The organism is Candidatus Uabimicrobium helgolandensis, assembly GCF_041508025.1.
Lineage (GTDB): Bacteria > Planctomycetota > Uabimicrobiia > Uabimicrobiales > Uabimicrobiaceae > Uabimicrobium > Uabimicrobium helgolandensis.
In genome coordinates this window covers 1,184,761-1,202,492 of record NZ_CP165719.1, presented here as the reverse complement: position 1 = coordinate 1,202,492, position 17,732 = coordinate 1,184,761, and the positions used below count along the sequence as shown (strand labels likewise).

At 34.2% G+C, this 17,732-nt stretch carries 12 protein-coding genes; 5 read left to right on the top strand and 7 right to left on the bottom strand.

The window, feature by feature from the left end; all coding sequences use genetic code 11:
- Nucleotides 1-2: 2 nt before the first annotated feature.
- A complete protein-coding gene (locus tag UABHE_RS04350) occupies nucleotides 3-1,640 on the bottom strand; it encodes a sigma 54-interacting transcriptional regulator (protein WP_372369007.1) in 1,638 nt (545 codons plus the stop codon).
- A 190-nt stretch (nucleotides 1,641-1,830) separates the two neighbouring features.
- On the opposite strand from UABHE_RS04350, the gene UABHE_RS04345 reads away from it, so the two are divergent.
- A complete protein-coding gene (locus UABHE_RS04345; protein ID WP_372369006.1) occupies nucleotides 1,831-2,541 on the top strand; it encodes an SDR family oxidoreductase in 711 nt (236 codons plus the stop codon).
- 469 nt (nucleotides 2,542-3,010) lie between these two features.
- Here UABHE_RS04345 and tatC read toward each other — a convergent pair whose 3' ends face one another.
- The 6 genes from tatC to UABHE_RS04315 form a co-directional block, all read right to left on the bottom strand.
- Complete coding sequence (gene tatC, locus UABHE_RS04340; RefSeq protein WP_372369005.1) at nucleotides 3,011-3,784, bottom strand: twin-arginine translocase subunit TatC; 774 nt, start codon at nucleotides 3,782-3,784, stop codon at nucleotides 3,011-3,013.
- Between the two features lie 24 nt (nucleotides 3,785-3,808).
- Nucleotides 3,809-4,825 (bottom strand): HEAT repeat domain-containing protein, encoded by a 1,017-nt coding sequence (locus UABHE_RS04335; RefSeq protein WP_372369004.1) that lies wholly within the window; start codon nucleotides 4,823-4,825, stop codon nucleotides 3,809-3,811.
- Nucleotides 4,826-4,828: 3 nt separating this feature from the next.
- Nucleotides 4,829-5,632 carry a lysostaphin resistance A-like protein gene (locus UABHE_RS04330; protein ID WP_372369003.1) on the bottom strand — a complete coding sequence of 268 codons (804 nt, stop codon included), beginning with the start codon at nucleotides 5,630-5,632 and terminating at the stop codon, nucleotides 4,829-4,831.
- A 2-nt stretch (nucleotides 5,633-5,634) separates the two neighbouring features.
- Complete coding sequence (locus UABHE_RS04325; protein ID WP_372369002.1) at nucleotides 5,635-6,675, bottom strand: PIN/TRAM domain-containing protein; 1,041 nt, start codon at nucleotides 6,673-6,675, stop codon at nucleotides 5,635-5,637.
- Between the two features lie 517 nt (nucleotides 6,676-7,192).
- Entirely contained in the window at nucleotides 7,193-9,166 is a 1,974-nt protein-coding gene (locus UABHE_RS04320) for a response regulator (protein WP_372369001.1), read from the bottom strand.
- A 48-nt stretch (nucleotides 9,167-9,214) separates the two neighbouring features.
- Complete coding sequence (locus UABHE_RS04315) at nucleotides 9,215-10,960, bottom strand: hypothetical protein (RefSeq protein WP_372369000.1); 1,746 nt, start codon at nucleotides 10,958-10,960, stop codon at nucleotides 9,215-9,217.
- Nucleotides 10,961-11,239: 279 nt separating this feature from the next.
- Between UABHE_RS04315 and UABHE_RS04310 the strand changes: the two genes are divergently transcribed.
- The 4 genes from UABHE_RS04310 (at nucleotide 11,240) to UABHE_RS04295 (ending at nucleotide 17,682) form a co-directional block, all read left to right on the top strand.
- Nucleotides 11,240-13,588 carry a M1 family metallopeptidase gene (locus UABHE_RS04310; RefSeq protein WP_372368999.1) on the top strand — a complete coding sequence of 783 codons (2,349 nt, stop codon included), beginning with the start codon at nucleotides 11,240-11,242 and terminating at the stop codon, nucleotides 13,586-13,588.
- Nucleotides 13,585-14,103: a DUF6702 family protein gene (locus UABHE_RS04305; protein WP_372368998.1), complete on the top strand. Its 519-nt coding sequence runs from the start codon at nucleotides 13,585-13,587 to the stop codon at nucleotides 14,101-14,103. Before UABHE_RS04310 ends, UABHE_RS04305 begins: the two co-directional genes overlap by 4 nt.
- Before the next feature lie 293 nt (nucleotides 14,104-14,396).
- The gene (locus UABHE_RS04300) at nucleotides 14,397-16,064 is read left to right on the top strand and encodes a hypothetical protein (RefSeq protein WP_372368997.1); all 1,668 of its coding nucleotides are present in this window, start codon (nucleotides 14,397-14,399) and stop codon (nucleotides 16,062-16,064) included.
- On the top strand, nucleotides 16,054-17,682 hold the full coding sequence (locus UABHE_RS04295) for a Na/Pi cotransporter family protein (RefSeq protein WP_372368996.1): 1,629 nt from the start codon (nucleotides 16,054-16,056) through the stop codon (nucleotides 17,680-17,682). The genes UABHE_RS04300 and UABHE_RS04295 overlap by 11 nt, the downstream gene beginning before the upstream one ends.
- The last annotated feature ends 50 nt before the right edge of the window (nucleotides 17,683-17,732 follow it).

The following is a 17,732-nucleotide window of genomic DNA, read 5'->3' as shown; positions in this document are numbered from 1 at the left end:
CCCTACATTTGATATTTCTCAAGTTTTCGCTGTAGGCTAAAACGGCTAATACCCAACACTTGTGATGCTTTAGATTTATTGTTTTGGCACATTTTCATCGCTTTTAAAATTTCATTTTTTTCTACTTGCCGTAATAATTCTGGTAAATTGACTACTGCTGTTTCATTTTTTACAGTGCCCTTTATTTCCTGCGATACGTTTTCTAATGTTAAATCTTCATCACATAATGTTATCAAGCGATGTAATTCATTGCGTAACTGTCTAATATTACCTGGCCACTGATAGCCTACAAAAAGATCAACTAATTCACTACTTACCTTGCGCGGCCTTGTTTTTGTTGCTCTTGAGTATTCTTGGACGAAGTATTTTACCAAAAGGGGTATATCATTTACACGCTTTCTTAACGGAGGCAAATAAATTTCTACAACATTCAACCGATAAAAGAGATCTTCTCGAAATAGTCCATCCGCTATCATTTTACGTAAATCTCTATTTGTTGCAGCAACAATACGCGTATCAATATCAATACTTTTATGTCCTCCAACGCGACGTATTTTTTTCTCTGCTAAAGTACGTAATAATTTCTTTTGTAGTGTTATAGGAAGCTCACCGATTTCATCGAGAAATAGTGTTCCAAGGTGACTTTCTTCAAACAAACCTTTTTTTCCGCGCTTTGCACCTGTAAAAGCTCCAGCTTCGTAGCCAAACAGCTCACTTTCAAATATACTTTCTGGTATTGCCGCACAATTTTCGCTGATAAATGGATTTTGCTTGCGATCCCCCATAAAGTGCAAAGCTTGAGCAATGAGTTCTTTTCCTGTTCCACTTTCTCCACAAATTAAAACTGGCAACTCACTATTCTTTACTTTTTCAATAATAGCAAATATATTTTTCATTTCAGCACTTTGCGCACAAATTTTCCAGTAGTCTCCTGTGATAGGCAAAATTTCTTTTGTTAACTCTGCTGTCTGCGACTTTACACGATCGCGTAAGGCAATATTCATTTCTTCTGCTTGTTGTGCACGTTGCGACATCTTTGAATGTAAACAAACATTTTCGATAGCTAAAGAGACCTGCTGTGCAAAAGCGCATAACAACGTAAGTTCATAGTCTTCAAAGTTTGCCATTACCAAACGATTATCAAGATAAATAGCACCTAGATTTTTTTGGCGAACACGCAGAGGAACACACACAATCGAAACCAATCGATGTTCTTGGACTGAGGTATAAGGAGAAAAACGTTGATCTCCTTGAGCATTATCCGTCAAAATTGCTTTTCCTGACTCCATCACCTTAAGAGCCAATTTGCGGCTAATTTTTAAATCTCCATCAATGTGTTCTTGCGCAAAGTTCCGCGCTATTTCATAGTCGTTTAATATCAATACACCGCGCTCAGCATTTGTTAATTCAATTGCGTGATCAAGAACCGACTGTAAAAGGTTGGGCAGTTCAAATCCACAATTGATCTCATGAAGATTGTTTAACAGATATAACAGTTGTTTTTCAACTGATAATAGTTTTCGAAGATAACTTAGTCCATGCTGCTCGTAAGAATGACAAAATTCATTCCAATACTTTTCGTTATGGACATTATTTTCATAATTATCTAATAAAATTTGTAATTTTTCTTTTGCGTTCATAATATAGAAGAATTAAATTTAATAGGACGTTTACAAATTGCAATAACTTGTTTTATTTAGTAAAACGCCATCCAACGTTATTTGTATGAGGTGTATTTCAACTATATTCTTTACAATATACAAAAAAATTATAACAAAATATACACCTGTCACTTATTATTATTCTATCAGCAAATAGTAGGATTGAAAAATGGAAAATGCCATTTTTATTACCGGATGCAACAGAAGAATTGGTTTACATTTAACAAAACGTTTCCTTGAAGAAGGATATTACGTCATTGCTCATTATCGAAAAATGACCCCTGAACTTGAAATTTACAAAAATAAAAATGCTGTTTTTGTTCGCGCCGATTTAACATCAACAAAAGATATAGATAACATGGTGAAACAAATAGGTATTTTTACAAAATCCTTAAGAGCGGTTATTCACAATGCCTCTTTTTACGAAAGCACAAGTTCTGACTTGAAAGAAGCAGCAAAGCAATATCAAATGTTTTTTCAAGTTCATATGTTAGCACCCTTTTTACTCAATCAAAAACTTCATAAGTTACTCACAAGAGGAGAAGGAATGCGCGACATAATTCATATCACAGATACCAACGCCGAAAACCCAGACCCTCGCTTTGATATTTACTCCTCAGCAAAAGCAGGCTTAGCTAATTTGACCAAATCTTTTGCCAAAAATTTTGCACCACAAATTAAAGTTAATTCGATAGCTCCAGGCCCAATTGTATTTTCTAAAAGAGAATCAGAAGAACAAAGAAAAGCTATTCTTGAAAAAACTCTACTACAAAAAGAAGGCGGAGTTGAAAGCGTATTTCAGGGAGTACAAGCAATTATGAATAACAGTTTTATAACTGGATCTTGCCTCAACGTCGATGGAGGACGGAGTTTAAGTTAAAAATTTTGATAATAACTTTAGAAGCCTTGGCATTCTTTGCAAATGTCGATAAAGGAAAAAAGAATGCAAAAAAACTATACGAAGTATTAAAACGTAGTGAGAGGATTCAATCGTTGTTTTTTTTAGGATGTTCTATTGCTTTTTCGGTATTGATTTATTTTGTTTGGGATGAAATTCCACCAACTTCGTTACAGCCTAAAAAATGCGCATATACCGACATGTATAAAAGCGGCGGATCGTACTATTTCGTGATTGATGGACAAAAGTACAATGTATTTTATGGTGGTTCTACTGTAGGTCGTAACAAAAAAATTATTGGTAAAAGTGGGGAAGGATTATTTTGGTTTCATCAAAATAATATCGTTGGGTTTATACTCAAATCAATTTTGCTTTGCAAAAGAAACAATGAAGCATATGGACCAAATTTTCTGAGGTCCATATGTTGCACCAAAAAACAGGATTTTCTATTTTACTCAACGATCTCAGTATTTATTTCGCGGCGAATATCTTGTAAGCGATCAGAAAAGCCACAGAGAAATACCCCAGAGAAATACAATGAGACGATCGGAAATGCCATTAGTAGTTGGGTAACGACATCTGGAGGAGTTAAGAGCGCTGCGACCACAAACGCAGCTAAAAAAGAGTGCCGCCAATTTTCAACAAAAAATCGCGTCTTGAGAATGCCTGCCTTTACCAAAACGAGCATCACCAGAGGTAATTCAAAGATAATACCACATACAAATGTCAACACGAAAAACAAGGAGACATATGACGACAAGGTAAAACCCATTTGAATAGTATTTTCCCCACCATATCCTCCCAGAAATCTAAGACCTAGAGGAATGAGTACCATATACCCAAACACAATTCCCAAAGCAAAGAAAATAATTGCAAAAGGAAAAAAAGTCATTACATATCGTTTTTCGTGCTTGTATAAACCCGAAGCTATAAATTCCCAAAATTGATATAAAGTAAAAGGCATCGTAATAATTAGAGCCGCAATAATAGAAACTTTCAGGTAACAGAAAAAAGTTTCTTCATAACGAAGTACTTGTATTGTTGTCGGTTGATTTAAAGCAAGCATTGCTTCTTTATGTGGTTGTAAGATCAAGGCCATATAAAAATTTTGATCTGCTATTGTAACAACAAATGCCCCAAAGAGTACAAATAGGCAGGTAATAATTCGCTTGCGTAATTCTTCTAAATGGTCTCCAATTGACATGGAAACGTGGTGAATATCCATTATTTATACCTTTACTAAGTGCCGCTATTTGGACATTTTTTTTATTATTTTAGAGGTAGCTTCTATAGCCGTCTTGCGCACTTCGGCATTAATGTGTCTTAGATAACCATTGACAACGCGCAAGCTATTTGAATCGCCAATTTGCCCCAATACATATAGCGACTTTTGTAGAATCAAGGGTTGATTATATATTTTGTTGTATAATATTTTTACTAGCAGTGGCTTTGCTTTTGTATAGTGCTTTTCCTCTAAAGATTCTATCGCTTTAAGCACTTTATCTTGACTAACTTTTACTTGTGGTAGATTAGATACTGCGTTGGTATACGGTAAAAAAGAGATAAGCGATAGACAAAGAAATAGTCCAAAAATTCCCCAACATTTTTGCTGCCTGATATCTAAAAATAATGTTAACATTTTTTTGTAAACAACTAAAAACAATACAACCATTGACAAAGTAATCAAAGTAATATGACTGATGATAAACCACTGTGGATAAAAAATTGAAGTTGTAAATAAAGTGCACCACGAAACAACAAACATAAAGTACATCAGAGGTTTACCTCTACGTCCATATAATTTTATTGTTGCACGATGCCCTACTACATAAGCAATAAAAAATGGGAAAAACAAAACAAAAATAATACCGCATATTATAGGAACTGCATAGAGTAGTGGCTCTAAATAAAATGTAAGAGGTAGGTTTGGTTTTTCTACTGCAAGAGTAAGTTGATATAGAGGGTCAGATTCAATTTTTTTCACCAGTTGTATTACTTCAGAATTGTTAGCCGACTTTTTAGATAATTCAGCTAGTTTATTCATGATAAGATCGCGATGTTGTGGAAAAACAAGAACGCTTTCATACAAAGCTTTGGCAGAAGCATCACGTATACTTGGTTCGCTATCATTGTAGGTCTTTTCAATTAAAATTTGAATCGCAGTTTCATCAGGCTGAAGAGTCCCATCTCCAAATCCAATAAAAACAAGACGTATAACAATAATGCATAATAGCCATCCCCACCAATTGTGCAAAACTTTTTCCATGCTTTATCCAATTCCCTGAACAACTAACAAAATAGTAAAAAAATTATGCAAAGAATGAATTAAAATAGGGATCCAAATAATTTGTGTTTTTTCGTATAACAAGGCAAACAATGCTCCAAGAGTAGCAATTGGTATAAAGCCTGCCAAAGATCCATGAACAGCAGAGAAACAAAGAGCTGAAATTATAATTGCAGTAGGAACACCAACAACAGAACGCAACCATGAATAAAGAAAAGCACGAAAGAAAAATTCTTCAAATATAGGAATGAAAATAATCGCTAAGCCAGCACTTATCAATAATTTAGTACCATGAGTTTCAGTAAAGAATTTTACAATTTCTTGTTTTTCCGGTGTGTACCCCAACTTTGTTATGATGATAAATGACAGAACCGATATCACCAAAAAACTAGGAAGAAATACAATATACGCAGTTATTGAATAAAGAGCTCTCTTTAAGGAAATTTTGGCAATACCTAAAGAGCTCCATGTACTTTTTTTTATCTTACGTAGCCAAAGACAAAGTAAGCAACATGTACAAAGCTGGAAAATAGCATTTAGTACAATAAGCACAAATTTATTTTTTGTGGTCTCTGCATCAATAAAAAATTGCGCAATACCAATGATTGTAAAAAATATACAAATGCTAACAAAAAAGTCACTAATGTCCCATGAGGCTTTTTCGAAAGTTGTATTTGTTGTGACCTTGCGAAAAATTAGCGGAACTAACCACACTGAAAAGGCCACAAGCCCCGCAAAAAAAATAATAGTTTGCGGAGCTTTTAGTGAATCGATAATTTGTTTTTCCACAATTAGCCTTCATTTAATTTAGCAAAAACCATACGACCTATGTTATTTTGCAAAACGTTTGTAACAACCACTGAAACATTTTTACCTATCATTCGGCGTGTATTTTCAACAATAACAACTGTACCATCTTCAAGATACCCAATACCTTGTTCTGCTTCTTCTCCTTGTTTTACTATGCGAATATCTATAAGTTCTCCGGGAAACACAGTTGGTTTCAGTGCATTCGCAAGTGAATTTAGGTTTATCACTTCAACATCTTGTAGTTGCGCAATCTTTTTTAAGTTGTAATCGTTGGTGATAACAATCCCGTTTATTTCTTGAGCTAAAGCGATTAATTTATTATCCACTTCTTTTATATTGGGAAATGTTTGTGGTTCTATAGTAACATCTAGTCTTTTATTTTTCTGTAATTCCGCAAGGATTTCTAATCCGCGGCGACCTCTAATTCGTTTTTGTTTATCAGAACAATCGGCCAAACTTTGCACTTCATCTAAGATGAATTTGGGAATAACAAGGTTTCCCTTCATTATACCAGTTTCACATATGTTAGAAATACGCCCGTCAATAATAATACTTGAGTCTAAAATTAAACGTCGATCTCCAACTTCTTTTGTAAAGTCGACAAAAGGTATTAACAATTTAAACCGATTTTTCGTGCGATACAACACTGCTACTGATAAATAACAGAATAAGAAAGTAATTGCTACATTTACCAAATCGCGAATTTCCTGATACTGAGCAGGTAAAATATCTTTTAACATATTTACATGCGGAATCAAAAATAACGCTTGAACAAATAAATACGAAGCAATAAACCCAACTAGCAAACCAAGTATAACAGTAAAAATACCGACTAAAAAGCGTGTGGAATATTTAATTTCTACCCAAATGATATATATACCTACTATAGAACCAGCGATAATAGCTGAAATATTAGCGATATGGAAATTGGGTTGATCGAATACAAGTTTTGCAAGCTGGTAAAATACACTGGCCGTTGTGATTACAAATACAGTTCTTAAAACTAATAATATTCCTGGCACTGGTTCTACCTCATTACATGTGTTTACCTAGTACACAGCAATAGTGATCTAGGTGATTTAATAACGCCGTACTTTGTTGCAGCGCTTCTCCATCCCTAATACCCATTATTGTGAAAGCTAAAATAAAGTAAACACTAGCTCCACTCTATAATGAAATAGTATGCACATAGATAAACGCTATAATTAGTACAGTGTACTCCTGTTGTGTTTTATGCGTGAAGTATACGCCATTTAAAATAAATTTGTCAATAAAAATACAGGCTCTATACTAAGTGTTTTCAGAAAAGTTAGTGACTTGATCTGCCGAAAAACATAGCAAAGTTGTCTCTAATTTCGAATGTGTATTCACTTTAATCAGTATTAAAGTGAGGATTAAATACTTTTACACCAAGCACTTGTAAAAATGAATTTAACGAGATAATATTCTATTAAACACGTGAGTAGCTTACTCATGGTTTCTATACAAGTTTACAAGTGAGCGACTTTTTTAATAACAGTTTTTATTTATTTGCGTATGTTATTTTTTGCCGCATTCCTTATCTCTCGTTTTATGTACGTTTGTGTAGTAAATTACTTTCTCAAGTAATAGTTTTTTATCTACTGGTTTAGAGATATAGTCATTCATTCCTGCTGACAAACCTTTTTCGCGTTCTTTCATCATTACATGTGCAGTTAAAGCAATAATAGGCATAGAAAACCCTAACCTACGAATTTCGCGCGTAGCATCTAGACCATTCATTTTTGGCATAGAAATATCCATTAATACAATATCGTAATTTTTTTGTTGAATTTTAGCAACAGCTTCTTTTCCGTTGTTTGCAATATCAATTTTATAGTGGTGGTAGTGTAAAATTAATTCAAGTATTTTTTGATTTGTACTATCATCTTCAACTATTAAAACACTTGTATTCTCAGGCACTTCTAGCTCTTGTTTTATCTCGTTTACAAATTCTTCTTCTCTTGAAGAAATCTTTGGTAATTTTATATGAAAAATGAACCTACTACCTTTTTTTTCTTGAGATTCTACTTTTATAGATCCTTCCATATATTCAACAAGGTGTTTAACTATCGCTAGCCCAAGACCAGCACCATCAAAAGAACGATTAAAAGACATATCAACGCGTGAAAATCGTTCGAATATTTGTTTATATTTATTTGTGGGAATCCCAATTCCATTATCTTCAACAACAGCATTTAGCACTACAAAATCATCTTTATCGACAAAGAAAATTTCGAGAGAAATTTTTCCATTCTTCGGTGTAAATTTAATAGCGTTATTCAACAAATTTAAAAATATTTGTTGAATGCGTACATGATCACCTAATAATACACAAGGAGCTTCGTTGAGAAAATTGTAAGTAAAATGAAGGCTTTTCTTTTGAAACTGCGGTTGTAAGAGCTGAACGAGTTGATTTACAACGGTATTAATATCTACTTTGACTTCGCGTAATTTTACTTTCCCAAATTCAATAACGGACATATCAAGTAAATCATCAATAAGAGATATAAGCAAGTCACTACTGTTTTTGATAATTCGAATATAATTTTGCTGCTCGGTGTTAAGCTTTGTATCTTCTAATAAATCACAAAAGCCAACAATAGCATTCATCGGTGTACGAATCTCATGGCTCATATTCGCTAAAAATAAACTTTTCATTTCATTGGCTTGTTCAAGTTTTTTTTTCGCATTTTTGAGTTTTTCTTCCGCAACTTTACGATCTAGAAAAACAGGAATGTGATACGAATGACTTGACTGCTTCTCATGAATATATTCGCTAATTTTGTGCGGAGGAGCCATAACAAATGTACAATGTTCATCTCCCTGCGCACGGCACGAAATCTCTACTGCTGTCAAAGGTATTCCAAAGCTTTGCTCGCACCAGCCCGAAGAATAGCCAGCATTCATAATACATATAGGTTTTTGAGCTTTTTTTTCTGCGCGAATCCACGAAGAAGCTTCAAAAGAGTATGGATGGCGGTACTTTAAGTAAAAACCATCATTTGGCACAGGATTACTCTCTTTTAGAATCTCAACAAATGCCCAGCCTGTGTAGGCAAAATGTATAGGGCCTGCTGACAACTTAGATAGAGGGTCTTCTACGCACATTTTTTCGTGGAAATTCTTCGCGTCTTCTATACCTATAACATGTGAAATATCAAATAAAAAATCAAGACCTATTTGCAGAGCTTTTTCCTGTCCACGGTCCTCATACAACCGTTGTATACTTTCTAAAAATCCAAACGATAATGAAGATGCACGTACCAAAAGATAACGCTCATCTTCAACTGTAATAAGAGCGCGCCGCGGATCAAACTCTATTTTTCTAAAATACTCACCTACAGTATTTTGAGCCACCTGAAATAATCCCTTCATTTTATCAGGCACCTGGATAGTATTTTCTTCTACTTTCCCTAATGTTTTTCTTTTTAATTGAGCAATTTCTTGCTCCAGTTCAGCAATTTTTTTTTCTAGCTCTTTTTCCCGATTCAATTCATTCTCCTAGGAACTGCTGTAGGGCATGACGACACTATTTAATATTTATTTAATTTTTTGGGCATTTTGCAAAACGTTTTTTATTTCAGCTTCATATTTTCCTGAAGTACTGTTTGTTATATTTGCATGATCCCAACGCCCAGAACTCCACAAGATAATATTTCCATTTTTATTGTGTTTACGGAATTCACGATGAAAATTACTGTAATTTCCTTTTGATTTTTTGTCGCGTAACCCAAATTCCCCTAGAGAAAAATCATCATTAACTATTTTGCGTATCCTGAGAATAAGCCTTTGAATATTCCTTCCAATGAACATCTTGCGCAATTTACTTTCGAGCGCTTTTACAAAAATACGACGGCTTTCAACATAGCTACCGTTTATAATATGTTTATGCTGTTCGTACATTGACGGCGCGATAGAGTCTATATTCTGAAATATTTTCAATAGTAGTTTATGATCAGGTTTGTTTTGCTTCTTGTGCCATCCATGCAAAAAATCTCCATTGGGGTTCCATACAATTTTTATTTGGTTTTTCAAATTTAAATTTGAAATTTTTTCGCGTAATTTTTTTATGGTATTGTACGATGATGTCGTTTCTGTGATAAACGCCGGATCAACTTCAGAAGCCACGGTAATGCGAATTTTTTGATGTGATTTTATTCTATGTTGGTTTTTTTCTATAGACTTAAACAATGTACCATATGCACGCATAAAATAGTGTTTATCAAGTGGAATTTCACTATGAATACGCCAATTAGATTCCCATACTCTATTCAAAGTGATGATACTTTCTAAATGTGGCACAAAACTCAGAGATAATCCACTACTCCATATTTTTTGTAAACATCTTTCAAGTTCGTGTTCATCAATAGCAAAGTTATCTTCATAAAAGTAATGATTACCATAAATTATTTTTCTTCGAGAGCGTTGAACTTTGCTTTTACGAGTACTAGCTCCCGAATAATATATAGGTAAAAATAAAGCTACTTTACTAAAACCTTTTTTGACACCCTTTTCTAAAATATAATTAGCGTGTTTATCTAAATCTCCTTTTTTAAAAGGGATTAGAGAAAAACTATATGCACAATTAATGTCAATTTGTTGTTGAGAAACTTCTTCTGTAAATTCTGTTGTAATTTTTTTCCGATTAAAAACACGGTAAGCTTGATTAATGCTACGCAAGACAAAAAAGAATTTTTCTTCGTCCATGATTGGATTTTGATAACTAAATTGTTCTGCTGCAGCTTTTCTAATATATTGAGCAAATTTTCTATTATTTTTTGTAAAAGCGGAGTCATTGAGTAAATTTTTTAATATTAAATTTAACTTTGAAACTTGCCAGTGTGGCAATGAGTACCTGATTTTTTTTGGGCCAATATATAAAATCGGTTGATATTTCCTATTAAATTTAATTTCCCCGCCGCTAAGTTTGAGCATTTTGGAAAGATCATAAGTATCCCATTTTTTATTTTTTCTAAAAATATGCTGAACATGCTTCAAGTCAATAAAGGAAACTTTTGGTCCTGTTGTTCGAAAAACAATAAAGGCTTTTTTCGCTTTAATTTCGCTTTTCGAAAGGAGTGAATTCGTTGTATACCAATTCATTCTTCGATCGAAGTATCCTGGTAGTTCTCCACCTGGATGTAAAAATAATCGTGCCTTTTTCTGCATAACCTTCTTCCATATTTCAGGAACTTCTTGCACATCCTTTTTGTAAAAATCTGCATATAAGCATGTAAAGAAAAGTAGAACAAAACTCAGACACATGTAAGCTTTCAAAGTATGCATGTAGTTTTTCCTTGAAAAAAAACCTTACTTTCCATATGATCAAAACAATTTCAAGATTCTTTTGGTTCCAAAACAGAACAAGGTATTGATGAGAATCTTTTTAGTTACTAAGAGATATAGCTAAAATAATCATCTCATACTCTTTTGTATTATAGCGTTGTTATTATAAACTAACAGAACTACGGCTATGCTATATATAATGCCTAGCTAGAATACAAAATTTTCAGCGAGACATTTTATTGGCCACATCTCTAAATTACATTTTATTGAAAGTTGTTTATGAAAAAAATGCAATTTTTTTGTCTCAGCACTTTATTTTTATGTTTGCTGAGTATATCAGCACAGGTTGTAAATGACAAATACAATCAAGCAGATAAGTTTCGTCAACTAGATGAACACTTGCGTACACCTAATGCCTACCGCACTGCTTCTGGTGCTCCAGGTCATGAATACTGGCAACAAAGGGCAGATTACGTTATCAATGTCGAAATTGATGATGAAAAACAGCGCCTAATCGGTTCTGAAAAAATTGCCTACACTAACCATTCTCCAGATACTTTAAAATACTTATGGGTACAACTGGATAATAATATTTTTGCTCCTGATTCTGATGCGGTATTAACTCAGACATCGAATCCTCTTTCGGAAGAAATTCCTTTTGCAGTTCTACGTCGAACACTTGCACGTAAAAAATTTGATGGTAGTGTAAAAATCACTTCTGTAAAAGATGCTTTTGATTTACCAATGGAATATCATATTGTCAAAACAATGATGCGCATTGATTTGGAATCACCTCTAAAATCAGGAGAAACAGTTAGTTTCTCTATTTCTTGGAATTACCAAATCAACGATTCGCGTCTTGTTGGTGGAAGAACTTCTTACGAATATTTCAAAGAAGACGGAAACTACATATACGAAATTGCACACTGGTATCCACGTATGGCAGCTTATACAGACGTACATGGTTGGCAACACAAACAATTTTTAGGGCGCGGCGAATTTACCTTAGAATTTGGTGATTTTTTAGTACGCATTACTGCTCCTGATGATCACATTGTGTCAGCTACTGGGGTTTTACAAAATGCGAAAGAAGTTCTCAGTGAAAAACAACGCCAACGTCTAGAAGAAGCAAAAACAGCAAAAACTCCAATATTTATTGTAACTCCAGAAGAAGCAAAGCTCAACGAAAAGAAAAAACCTAAAGGTAAAAAAACATGGGTTTTCAAAGCTGAAAACGTACGTGATTTCGCCTTCGCAAATTCACGTAAATTTATTTGGGATGCTCAAGGTCACAATGTTAGTGGTAACCATGTGATGGCAATGAGTTTTTATCCAAATGAAGGCGAACCGCTATGGAGTAAATACTCGACTCACTCTATTATCCATACACTCGATGTTTATTCGCGTTATACTTTCAAATACCCGTACCCTGTTGCCATTTCGGTAAATGGTCCAGTATTTGGTATGGAATACCCAATGATTTGTTTCAATGGACCGCGTCCAGAAAAAGATGGAACATACTCAAAGCGTATTAAATATGCTCTTATTTCAGTAATTATTCACGAAGTGGGACACAACTATTTCCCAATGATCGTCAATAGTGATGAAAGACGCTGGACCTGGATGGATGAAGGTCTCAATACATTCTTGCAATATCTTTCAGAGCAAGAATGGGAAGAAAATTATCCTTCTAGACGTGGAGAGCCAAAGAACATCACTTCGTATATGGCGAGTTCTGGACAGGTCCCAATAATGACACATTCAGACTCGGCTTTGCAGTTCGGGCCAAATGCTTATGGCAAACCTGCGACAGCACTTAACGTACTTCGCGAAACAGTTATGGGCAGAAAGCTTTTCGACAAAGCATTCAAAGAATACTCACAACGTTGGATGTTCAAGCACCCAACACCTGAGGATTTTTTCCGTACTATGGAAGATGCTTCTGGCGTAGATCTTGACTGGTTCTGGCGTGGATGGTTTTATTCTACAGATCATACCGATATTTCAATAGAAGATGTACGTCTTTACAATGTCGATACACGCAATCCTGAAATAGAAAAACAATTGCTTCGCGAAAAACGCGATGCATCTCCAGAAACATTATCTAAGAAACGTAATAAGAATTTGACAAAGCGTGCAAATCTTTATCCAGAGTTAAAAGACTTTTATAACACTTATGATCGTCTGGATGTAACCTCTGGCGAACTCAAGAGCTTTGAAAAATTCTTTGGTGGTTTGACAGAAGAAGAACGTAAACTTATCGAAACTAAATACAATTTTTATTCGGTTAGTTTTAAAAACGTTGGCGGACTAGTTATGCCAGTGATTCTTCAAATCAATTATGATGATGGTTCTAGTGATGAGTTAAGAATCCCTGCTGAAATTTGGCGTTACAATAGTAAATCAGTTATGAAAATGATCATCACTGAGAAAAAAATTGCAAATTTAGTTCTTGATCCGCATCTAGAAACAGCAGATACCGATTTGCATAATAATCATTACCCACGTAAAATTCGTGAATCGCGTTTTAAACTCTTCAAGAGAAAAAAACCAAAAAATCCAATGCAAGTCAAAAAGCAAGAAGAAGAAAAAAAGAAAAAAGATTCCAAAAAAGAAGGTGATGAATGAAAAAAACCGTAGCCATGATTTTATTAATGTGCGCGACGACATTCACCTTTGCTCATAGATACCACTTTACAATTTCTGAAGTTGAGTGGAACTCTAAAAATAAATGTTTTGAAGTTGGACTGCGTGTAGATTCCTTTGAATTAGAAAATATACTTTCTAAAATTTACCGCAAAAAAGTAAATCTCGATAAAACAAAAGATATAGATAATTTGATTTATTCTTATGTAAAAAAGAGGTTTGTTGTAAAAACTCCCAAAGGAAAATTATGTCCTGTTGTATGGATAGGCAAAGAAATATCCGGTAGTCAAATGTGGTTATTTTTTGAAGTGCCAGTAAAAGAAAAAGTTAAAAATTTGATTATTAGCAATCAAATTTTTTTTGAATCAGCGACTTTCGAAGCTGACACAATACATACTCCAATCAACATAGTTAATATACGTTTTACCAGCTCCAAAAAATCTTTATACTTCACGAAAAACAAACCTCAAGAAGTTTTGACATTTCGCGAAAACTAAAAATTGCCCCATTTGGGGCAATTTTTTATCTATCTATAGTACACTGCTATTTAAATAACACAATTAAGTCAGTAACATTTACCTTCATAGGTCCGTAAAAATAGCAAGTGAAACGTTTGTTTTGGGCTATTGCATCGATTACGAAACATTCTGTTCTTTGCGAACTACAAAACTCATTTAGACATACCTATATTCTTATACCTATCTCCTGATCTACGTGACTTTATGGCCACCACAAAATCTATAGGAGTAGGAATCCTTATCTAATACCTTTCTTAGTGCAAAAGAGATTCATGAACGAGCATTACAATGACCACCAACAATTTATATATGAAGATTTAATTGAAGATTTTGATCTTACTTTAAGTGACATTAGCAGCCTAAGTACTGTTCATGATCGTTATCAGTTTGAATCAAAGTTCAATTACGAGCTCAATAGCGAAGCGAATACTGAAAAACATTATGAAGTTGACATTTATTTTTTTATTCCAAAAAGTATAGGTATAAATAGTGATACATATAGCCGCGAAGATTTTTATAGTGACATAGTAAACTACCTACGCATATCTGGCTCCGAAGTGCAAAATGATATTGATAATCTCCTCCCTAATTTAAAAAAATATTTCGCGGTACATTTAACGACACGTAAGCGTCAAAATCTAATACCACTTGTAATACAAGATATTAAACTTTTTAGTTGCTCATTTAATAGCAAACTTAAAAACTTGCACTATGGACTATTTCAAGTATTCAACAAAAAATCATATGAGTTTATCGGAGATGTTGCGCGAGCTAATGTTTTATTAAGGTTATTACTCGGTTTTCAAACCATGTTACAAGCATATCGAGAAAAATACGTAGAAAAATGTCGTAAACAAATGGTGGTCGTTGACCCAGAAGTAAAACAGGCTCTACTTCTAGTAGATGAGTACAACTCATATCGATTAGAGACAACTCTTATTAGTGTATTTCGTCTTATCCAACCTCATACCCAACATTTCGCTGAAGTAAAAAATACGATCGAAAAAATTTTGCGCAATGAAATTGATTATCGTAGCTCTGTAAATATAACAAACATAGACACAGGAGATAACGCAGTACGTGAGTATTACCATTATCGCATGGGATTGTTAAAAAAATACGTGTCTTCTGTTTTGTATTTAAAAGTTCAGCACGTAAAAAACGATAAAAAATACCGCAATATTGTTGCTGGAGTGGGTGCTGCTCTAGCGGCATTGTGGGCGAGTTTAGCCAATGTCCACTATTGGCAAGCAGCGCAAGCAGGACAGATAGGACAAATGGCAAATTTTCAATTGATAACCATTATTATTATTGGTGTTATTGCCTACGTTTTTAAAGATCGTATCAAAGATTGGAGTAAAAATTATTTCAACGAGCAGTTAAAGCACCGCCTACCAGATTTTGACCGTCATATGTTTTATACACGCTATGATAAAAATGGCGAAAAGCAACAGTATTTTCTCGGAACGTCTACTGAGTATATGCGTTACTTGAAAAAAAAAGCCGTTTCTCCAGATGTCTTGTATGTCAGAGAAATGGGACACGACAGCGAAATAGAACCGCAACGCAACGAAATGATCATTCATTATTGCAAAAATCTAAAATTACAGCGTAAAAATTTAGAAGATGTTCCTTCTATTAAAGATGTGGTGCGCTTCAACTTTAGCAAATTTCTATCAAAACTAGACAATCCAAGCAAATCTTTGAGTTACTTTGATCGCAACAAAGGTATTGTTTCTATTGAAGCCCCTAAAGTTTATCATATCAATGTTGTATTTCGTTATGCTGTATGCGAGAAAAAAGCCAAACAAGTAAAATTTAAGCGCAATATAGAGTTAGAGCGTATCCGCATTGTACTGAACAAAAAAGGAATCTTGCGAGTAGAAGAAGTAATTCCGCGCGGCGAGATGAACTACCAGGAGACACAAAGTGAATACTGATTGGATGCAGATTGTTGGTGGATTTGGTTTGTTTTTGCTTTCGCTTCGTTTGCTAAATAGAATACTAGAAACTTCTATTGCAAATTCTATCAAACCACTGTTAAAAAAAGTGTTGTCAAATCGTTTTTTTTCTATTGTTATTGGCTGTACATCAACTATTTTTGTTCAGGCAAGTAGCATTACTATCATCGCTTCCATGGGATTACTTGGAACATCTCTTATCACTTTAGAACAAAGTTTTTTAGTTATGTTAGGTGCAACCGTCGGAACAACCATCAAGAGTTGGTTTTTTGCTGTTGCTATTCACGAATACGGTTTAGCAATTGTCGGCTTTAGCAGTATAACTCTTATTATTGTACGTCGCCCAGTCGCACGCGAGTTAATAGAAGCACTTCTCGCAATAGGCCTTGCGTTCTTAGCTTTGCATTTTTTATACCAAGGCCTAGAACCTATAGTAAAACAGCAGTGGATCCAAGCACTATTAAAAGAATACGCACAAAATTCTTCTATCTCTTCGCTACTTACAGTTGTTGGCATTGGATGTTTTACGACAATGTTAGTACAATCAAGTAGTACTATTATCTTTTTGGTTTTAGAACTCTCAAGACAAGGCTTTATTAACTACCCCATGGGAGCAGCGATTATTCTAGGCGCAAATATTGGTACAACAATAACACCGTTTATCGCTTCCTTAGAGTACAGCCGGAATGTTAAACGTTTAGCTGTTTCTCATATTGTAATCAAAATAATTGGTGTGTGTTTTACGCTATCATTCTTTTCTTCATTTTTACTTTTTGTCGATGCTGTTGTTCCAGGAAATGTAGAAAACGCTCCCTTGCTTCATCTTGCAGCAGTACATACCATTTTTAATGTTATTAATGTTATTTTTTGGGGATGTTTTTCAACTTTAGTTGTAAAATTTTTGTTTTACCTAATTCCAAGTGAATCCTATGACAAAGAGTCACAATCATTGTTACCCACAAGAGTAAGGCGTATGCTTGCGCGTCATCCGCAACACGCTTTTCGAGAGGTAGATAAGCAAATCTCACGTTTAAAAGACATGACAAAACGTTTAGCGGATTATAGTTTAGAGCTTCTTACTGATGGTGTAAATGGACAAAGAATGACCAATTCAATGTTGTTACAACGCCGTTTTGAAAGTTTTAAAGAAGTCATTTATGATTTACTAGTGCGTTTAAAACAAAATCCTCTGAATAAAGAGGACACTAAACACATCCAAACACAACTTAACATTCTTGCAGATATCAGTAATTTTTATATATTAAATCTTTCATTTAAAGATCATGTAGAAAAAGGTCTTATTCTAAATGGGTACCAAGTTCCTTCTGAAATACGCAATTTATTTCAGGAATATCAAAAAGGCTTCAACGAAATTTGGTTAAAACTTTTTTTAGGTAACATTGCAACAAATTTTGGAACAAACCTTAACGAAACACTACAAGACTTAGAAAACCTATATGCTTTTTATTTAACGAAAAAAGAGAATACTAATTCTCATGAGCTATACTGGCTGTATGAAACTATACGCTACCAAAATCACGCAGTCCTACTCTTTTTCAAATTATACGAAACCGCAACAAAATTACATTCGAGATAGTTAGTGTCTTAACCAGAGTTTGTAATCTAAATGCTCGCGCCTAAGTTAAG